Origin of the sequence: Pseudomonas sp. PS02290, from assembly GCF_029960075.1 — a bacterium.
Classification (GTDB): Bacteria; Pseudomonadota; Gammaproteobacteria; order Pseudomonadales; family Pseudomonadaceae; genus Aquipseudomonas.
In genome coordinates this window covers 1-5,909 of sequence record NZ_JASCOY010000168.1, presented here as the reverse complement: position 1 = coordinate 5,909, position 5,909 = coordinate 1, and the positions used below count along the sequence as shown (strand labels likewise).

Here is a 5,909-nt window from a genome sequence, read left to right as displayed (position 1 = left end):
GGCCGAACGCAGACGACGCGGAGTGGGCCGAGCGGCATGGATGCCGCGAGAGCGCCGCTAGGACATGGATGTCCGTTCGGCGCGGGCCCACGGAGCGTCGTCGAAGTGAGGGAACCCGACGAAGTCGGGCCAAACCGAGAGCAAGCACCCTTGGTTACTTGGGGTGCTTTTCCAAGTAACTCGCCGAAGGCGAAACAGTCTGCCCCCAGGCAGACGCCCTTGATCTTGATCTTGATCTTGATCTTGATCTTGATCTTGATCTTGATCTTGATCTTGATCAGACATCATCAATCCGAATGACTTCGTCCGTCACTTCCTCAAGCTGCCGCACGATCTGATAAATATTCGCCACCGCCAACAGCGTCGTCCTCGGGATGTACTTGCCGGCCTTGACCTTATAAAGCGTCCGCGCCAACCAGATACTCTGCACCACCGGAATCCCCGCCTTTTTTGCCCGCGCGATCAACGCCAGCGCCTCATCATCCTCACCCTTGCAGTGAATCTGCGGCAGCGGCGTCGTGCCGGGCCGGTAATAGAGCGCCACCGCATAGTGGGTCGGATTCACCACCAGCATGTCCGCATCCTCCACCGGCTTGGCCGGCGCGGTCGGCGCCTGGTTCAACAATTCATGGGCCAGTTGCCGCCGATGCCCCTTCACATGGGGGTCACCCTCCGACTGCTTGTACTCCTTCTTGATGTCCTCATGGCTCATCCGCAGCTTCTTGGCGTGGAAGTACTTCTGCAGCGCAAAGTCCACCGCGCCGATCACCAAAAGCAGCCCCAGCGTCGCCCGCAAGATGTGCCGGAACACCTGCAGCAGCGCATGCCAGTAGGTCGTCAGGTCGGTGCTCGACAGCAAAATCAGCGTGCCCAGGGACGGCTTCACCACCACATACAGCGTCGCCGCGATGGCGGTGGCTTTCAAAATACTGAGCAGCAAGGTGGTCAGGCTTTGCGCCGAGAACATCTGCTTGGCGTGGGCGAACGGGTTGAGTTTGTTGAAGTCCAGCTTCAGCGCCTTGGGCGCGAACAGAAACCCGATCTGTATCCAGCTGCCCACCAGCCGCATCAACATCGCGATGCCGACGCTGCTCAGAATGAAGCCGACCAACACGCTCGCGCCTTCGCTGGCGACCTGCTCCAGCGTGTGCATGAAGGGCTGGCCAACACCCTGGAATGACAACGTCATCAAGTGCAGCAAGCGCGCGACGCTTTCGTCCGCCAGGCCGAAGGTCACTTCGCTGACGACCAGCAGCACCAGCAGTTTGCTCAGGTCCTGGCTCTGGCCGACCTGGCCTTTTTCGCGGGCGTCGCGCAGTTGTTTGGGCGTGGCCTTTTCGGTTTTTTCGCTCACGGCACATGCACCAGTTGGCCGAGCAGGTGCTTCAGATCGGCGAGTTGCGTGATCTGGCCGTTGCCCAGTTCCAGCAGCGTCGGCAGGTAGATGAGCAGGAAGGCGATGCCCGCCATGCTCTTGGCCGGCATGGCCAGGATCGACACGTTCAGTTGCTGCGCGTACAGGCCGATGATCGCCAGCGCGGCCTCGATCAACAGCAGCAAGCCAATGAACGGCGCGGCGTAGAGCATCATGTGCTGGAGGGTCTGGTTGAGTTGTTCGAGAAAAAGGTCGAGCCCGCCGACGGTCATGCCGGGCAGCCAGGCGGTGGGCGGCCAGACCTGATAGCTGTCCCAGATCACCTGGGTAATCAGCGACAACCCGCCGGACAGAATCACCAGCATGATCAACGTCTCCTGAAACAGCTCGCCCAGCGGCGTCGCGTCAGGCCCCAGCGCCGGGTTCAGTTGACCGCCGCTCAAGGCGCCGCGCTGGCTGTCGAGCAATGCGCCCACCGAAGCGAACATCCAGAACGGCGCGTACAGCAACAGGCCGAGGAGAGTGCCGAGCACCGCCTCTTTAAGCAGCAGCGCGCCGATGGAAAACCAGTCGTCGTTCATGCCCGACAGCGCCCGGCTGATGCTCGGCGCCGGGATCATCGACACCACCAGCACCACCGCGTAACGCAGCGGGCCCTTGAGGTATTTGAAGCAGAACGCCGGCACCAGAATCATGCACGGCAGGATGCGCGCGGCCGCCAGGCCCATGCCCAGCATCAGTTCGAACAGGCCCTGAGCGTCGAAGGGCATCTAGTGCGCGCCGCCGGAGCGGGCGATCAGGTCGAAGGCCATGTTGATGAACTGGATCAGTTCGACACCGATCCATCGCCCGGTCATGGCCAGGGTCAGGCCGACGGCGGCGAGCTTGATGCCGAAGGGCAGGGTCTGGTCCTGGATCTGCATCAGCGCCTGCAGCAGCGAGGTGATGACGCCCACCAGCACGGCCACCCCCAATGGCGGCGCCGTGAGAATCACCACCAGAAACATGCCCTGTTTGAACAACGCCAGCGCTTCCATCACCGCCTCACATGTACGAGTAGAAGAGGCTGTCGAGCAGGCGCGTCCAGCCTTGCACCAGCACGAACAGCAGCAGTTTGAGGGGCAGCGAAATGGTCATCGGCGAAACCATCTGCATGCCCAGCGCCAGCAGCAGGTTGGAGACGATCAGGTCGATGACGATGAACGGGATGTAGATCAGAAAGCCAATCTGAAAACCGGCCTGCAACTCGGACAAAACGAAGGCGGGCACGGCCAGCAGCAGGTCGCTTTTGCTGGCCTGATCGGCCATGTCCTTGGGCCACATGCGCTGGGTGTTGTCGAGCAGGTGGGCAACGACTTCCGGGTCGGTGTTACGGCTCATGAACCGTTGCAACGGCTCGATGACGGTGTTGGCGCTGGCCTGCAATTTCTCGGTGCTGCCCATCTCCAGCGGGCGGTCGTGAACCCGCTGCTGGATTTCGTGGGCGACGGGGGCCATGACGAACATGGTCGCGGCCAGGGCGATGCCGTAGAGGGCCATGTTCGGCGGCACTTGCTGCACGCCGATGGCGTTGCGGGTAATCAGCAGGGTCATGGAGATCTTGAGAAAGGCCGTGCAGACGATCAACAGAAACGGAATCAACGAAAGAGCGCCGAGGAACAGCGCCAGCATCACCGGGTTCATCCCGTCCATGATCATGCTTGAGACGCCATGCGGGTGATCTGCAGACCGAGGCGGCCCTCGACGCTGACCAGCTCGCCCTCCGCGACGACGCGCTCGCCGTGGCACAGGGTGGCGAAGCCGGGTGTGACGCCGTTGACGGGTAATACGGTGCCGGCCGCGATGCGGCGCAGGTCGCCGAGGGTCAGTTCGAGGCTGCCGCAGCGCAGGGTCAGGGCCAGCGGCAGTTGGTCAAGGGAATCGAGGGATGTCTGGGTTTCTGTTGATTGAGGCTCGTAAGGTTCGTCCGCGTAGCCATCGGAGGCGGTTTCATCCTGCCACTCGTTTTCGGCGGTTTGATGCTCGGCGTCGTCAAAAGCTTCCCGGCTAAAGCCGGTCCCACGGTCCACAGTTTCAGGGCTGTAGCCGGCGCCATTGTTCAGGGCGTGCTCGGTCGACTCATCGTCGGCAAGGTCCTCGATCTCGTCTTCGTACAATTCTTCATTGACCATGTCCCAAGTCTTCCTCGTGGCTGAACCGTACATACAGCTGCTGGGCGCGGCTGTCCGTCTGCACTGCCCATTGCCGACCCGCCAGTTGCAGGCGGCCGCCGCCTTCTTCGTCGAAATGACACAACGACGGCAGCAGCACGTCCCCCGGTTGCAGCGACGCCAACTGGTCGAGGCTCAACGACAGCTCGCCCAGCACCAGCGGCTGTCGGATGGGCCAGTCTGACGCGACGTTCTGCCGGTGCGGCTGCCAGTGATGGCTGCCGAGCAGTTGCAGCAAGACCCGCGCGTCGGCGCAGAGCTGTGCGTGCAACACCTGCGAACCCAACCGCAGTTGCAATCGGCAGGTCATCGGCGCGGTATTCGGGCTTTCGCCTTCGGCGGACAGCGCAGTGATATCGCTGAGTGGCCGCAGAGGGCAAAGCAGTTCCGCCAGTTCGGTACTCATGCGTTGATTCACCAGTTGCCAGTACCACGGCTGATGTTCGCCGCCGAGGGTGACCGGCAGTTCGCCGAGCAGGCTCAGCACCGCTTCGGCATCGCTCAGGGCGAAGGGGCCGAGGGCGCTGTCGAACCAGGTCAGCGATGACGGCGTCCCGGCTGAAGCCGGCCCTACGAGGGGCGAGCCATCCCGGTTTGCATCGTCGGGCATCGATCGCAGGCTCAGCTCGCCGCGCTGACCCTGGGCCGTGTAGCCGCAGCTCACGCCGGCGCCCAGCAGACGCGAGGCCTCGGCAAAATCGCCGCTGACTTCCCGCATCTTCAGCGGACTGAATGGCGGGTTCCCGGCTATAGCCGGTCCTACGGTGTTCAGGTCGCTCGTGCCCACGTTCATGCCCGAGTTCCTCTCCGAATTCATGGTCGAGTTCATGTCCGGCGTCATCCCTGCGCCTCCTCAAAGGACAGATCAACGTCACAACCCAGCGCCTGCTCCAGCGCGCTTTCGCAGTTGCGTTGATGGGGCTGCAAGCGTTTCAGCACGCCACGTCGGGTGAAGCCCAGTTCGATGCTCCACTGGTTGTCGCGCTTGTTGGCGTTGACCTGCACCTTGCCGAGATTGGGCATCAGCAAGGTCAGGCTCAACGGGCCGTCCGGTTGCTGGGGCAGGCGTTGGGCGAGCTCGTCGATGAGCTGCGTTGGCACGCCTTCACTGGGGAACAACGTGCTGAAGCTGCTGCCGGCGAAACCCGATTCGCTCTGCTGCTCCGTCACCGGCGGCACCAACAGTTGGGAGAAAAACATCCCGTCAGCACTCAACGAGGCAGGCGAGGCGGATTCATCGCACAGTCGGCGCAGGCGTTCGGCATCGGCGCGACGCACAGGGGACGACGGCTGGCGCGTGTCGCCCGGCGCGGCAGGGGATGGCGAGGGCGCGCGCGACGTTTCGGCACGGGGCTGCGGTTGCGGGCGAGGCGGGTGTTGCACCGGGCTGTTCATGACGATTCACCTTCTTCGTTGAGGGCCTCGGCCAGGCAGGCGAGTTTTTCCACGGCCCGTTGGGACGCTTTCGCTGCGTTTTTGGCCTCGGCCAGCCGCTGCTGTTGCTCCTCGATGCCCAACTGCTGGCGAGCCATGTCCTGGCGAATATAGGCCAGCCGGTCGAGCATGCGGTTTTCCTTCTCGTGCCAGCGTTCGAGGTCGTCCAGCGACATCGACTTGTTGACGTGGGCGCTGCTCAACACCTGCCGGCGTTCGCGCTGGTTATGGCGTTCCTGCGCGTACGAATCGCGAGTCTGCTGCAGATGTTCGTGCAAGTGCTCCAGGGTTTTTTGCGCCTGCCGTTGCGCCCGTTCGGCGCTGGCCTGGCGATGCTGACGCAGCGGCGTGAGCACGCTGATGACCTGTTCCATGGCGAGGGTTTGCGGATCGACTTCAAGCTCTTCTTCCACGCCATCACTCCGGCAGTTGCGAGGTGAGTTGCATCAGTGCGGCGAGGGTTTCCTCAAGCGGCACCGGCTCGCGCAGGTCCTGGCGCAGAAACGCATTGATTGGCTCGTTCAGCCGTACCGCGCAGTCGGTGACCGGGTCGCTGCCGGGCTGGTATTCGCCCAGGCGCAAGAGCATTTCCACCTGCTTGTACGCCGCCATCAAACGGCGCAACCGGTTGTTCGCCTGCTGGTGCTCGCGGCCGGTGACGTTGCTGATGATCCGGCTGATGCTGGCCTGCACGTCGATGGCCGGGTAATGCCCGCGCTCGGCCAGTTTGCGCGACAACACGATGTGGCCGTCGAGCAGCGAACGCACCTCGTCGGCGACCGGGTCGTTCATCGAATCCTGTTCGATCAGCACGGTGTAGAGCGCGGTGATCGAGCCGTTTTCGCTCATGCCGGCCCGTTCAACCAGGCGCGGCAGCAGGGTGTAGACCG

The 5,909-nt window shown here is 63.0% G+C and carries 8 protein-coding genes and 1 pseudogene; all 9 read right to left on the bottom strand.

Annotated features, from left to right (window positions below; all coding sequences use genetic code 11):
- Positions 1-277: 277 nt before the first annotated feature.
- Positions 278-1,354, bottom strand: coding sequence for a type III secretion system export apparatus subunit SctU (gene sctU, locus QMX88_RS28450; protein WP_282373578.1), 1,077 nt, complete (start codon positions 1,352-1,354; stop codon positions 278-280).
- Positions 1,351-2,145 (bottom strand): type III secretion system export apparatus subunit SctT, encoded by a 795-nt coding sequence (gene sctT, locus QMX88_RS28445; RefSeq protein WP_282373577.1) that lies wholly within the window; start codon positions 2,143-2,145, stop codon positions 1,351-1,353. Before sctT ends, sctU begins: the two co-directional genes overlap by 4 nt.
- Entirely contained in the window at positions 2,146-2,412 is a 267-nt protein-coding gene (sctS, locus tag QMX88_RS28440; RefSeq protein ID WP_093458684.1) for a type III secretion system export apparatus subunit SctS, read from the bottom strand.
- A gap of 7 nt (positions 2,413-2,419) precedes the next feature.
- Positions 2,420-3,073, bottom strand: coding sequence for a type III secretion system export apparatus subunit SctR (sctR, locus tag QMX88_RS28435; RefSeq protein ID WP_065989234.1), 654 nt, complete (start codon positions 3,071-3,073; stop codon positions 2,420-2,422).
- A complete protein-coding gene (locus QMX88_RS28430) occupies positions 3,070-3,546 on the bottom strand; it encodes a FliM/FliN family flagellar motor switch protein (RefSeq protein WP_282373573.1) in 477 nt (158 codons plus the stop codon). Before QMX88_RS28430 ends, sctR begins: the two co-directional genes overlap by 4 nt.
- The gene (locus QMX88_RS28425; protein WP_336620251.1) at positions 3,536-4,303 is read right to left on the bottom strand and encodes a type III secretion system protein; all 768 of its coding nucleotides are present in this window, start codon (positions 4,301-4,303) and stop codon (positions 3,536-3,538) included. Before QMX88_RS28425 ends, QMX88_RS28430 begins: the two co-directional genes overlap by 11 nt.
- A 119-nt stretch (positions 4,304-4,422) precedes the next feature.
- Complete coding sequence (locus tag QMX88_RS28420) at positions 4,423-4,980, bottom strand: type III secretion system HrpP C-terminal domain-containing protein (protein ID WP_192174791.1); 558 nt, start codon at positions 4,978-4,980, stop codon at positions 4,423-4,425.
- Complete coding sequence (locus tag QMX88_RS28415; RefSeq protein WP_282373569.1) at positions 4,977-5,432, bottom strand: type III secretion protein; 456 nt, start codon at positions 5,430-5,432, stop codon at positions 4,977-4,979. The genes QMX88_RS28420 and QMX88_RS28415 overlap by 4 nt, the downstream gene beginning before the upstream one ends.
- Positions 5,433-5,436: 4 nt before the next feature.
- Positions 5,437-5,909 (bottom strand): annotated as a pseudogene (locus QMX88_RS28410) (EscN/YscN/HrcN family type III secretion system ATPase); the annotation flags it as partial.

What these genes read in the sequence shown, in the direction of transcription:
- sctT (WP_282373577.1), bottom strand. Translation starts at nt 2,145, where the DNA reads ATGCCCTTCGACGCTCAGGGCCTGTTCGAACTGATGCTGGGCATGGGC.
- sctS (WP_093458684.1), bottom strand. Translation starts at nt 2,412, where the DNA reads ATGGAAGCGCTGGCGTTGTTCAAACAGGGCATGTTTCTGGTGGTGATT.
- sctR (WP_065989234.1), bottom strand. Translation starts at nt 3,073, where the DNA reads ATGATCATGGACGGGATGAACCCGGTGATGCTGGCGCTGTTCCTCGGC.
- QMX88_RS28430 (WP_282373573.1), bottom strand. Translation starts at nt 3,546, where the DNA reads ATGGTCAATGAAGAATTGTACGAAGACGAGATCGAGGACCTTGCCGAC.
- QMX88_RS28425 (WP_336620251.1), bottom strand. Translation starts at nt 4,303, where the DNA reads ATGCGGGAAGTCAGCGGCGATTTTGCCGAGGCCTCGCGTCTGCTGGGC.
- QMX88_RS28420 (WP_192174791.1), bottom strand. Translation starts at nt 4,980, where the DNA reads ATGAACAGCCCGGTGCAACACCCGCCTCGCCCGCAACCGCAGCCCCGT.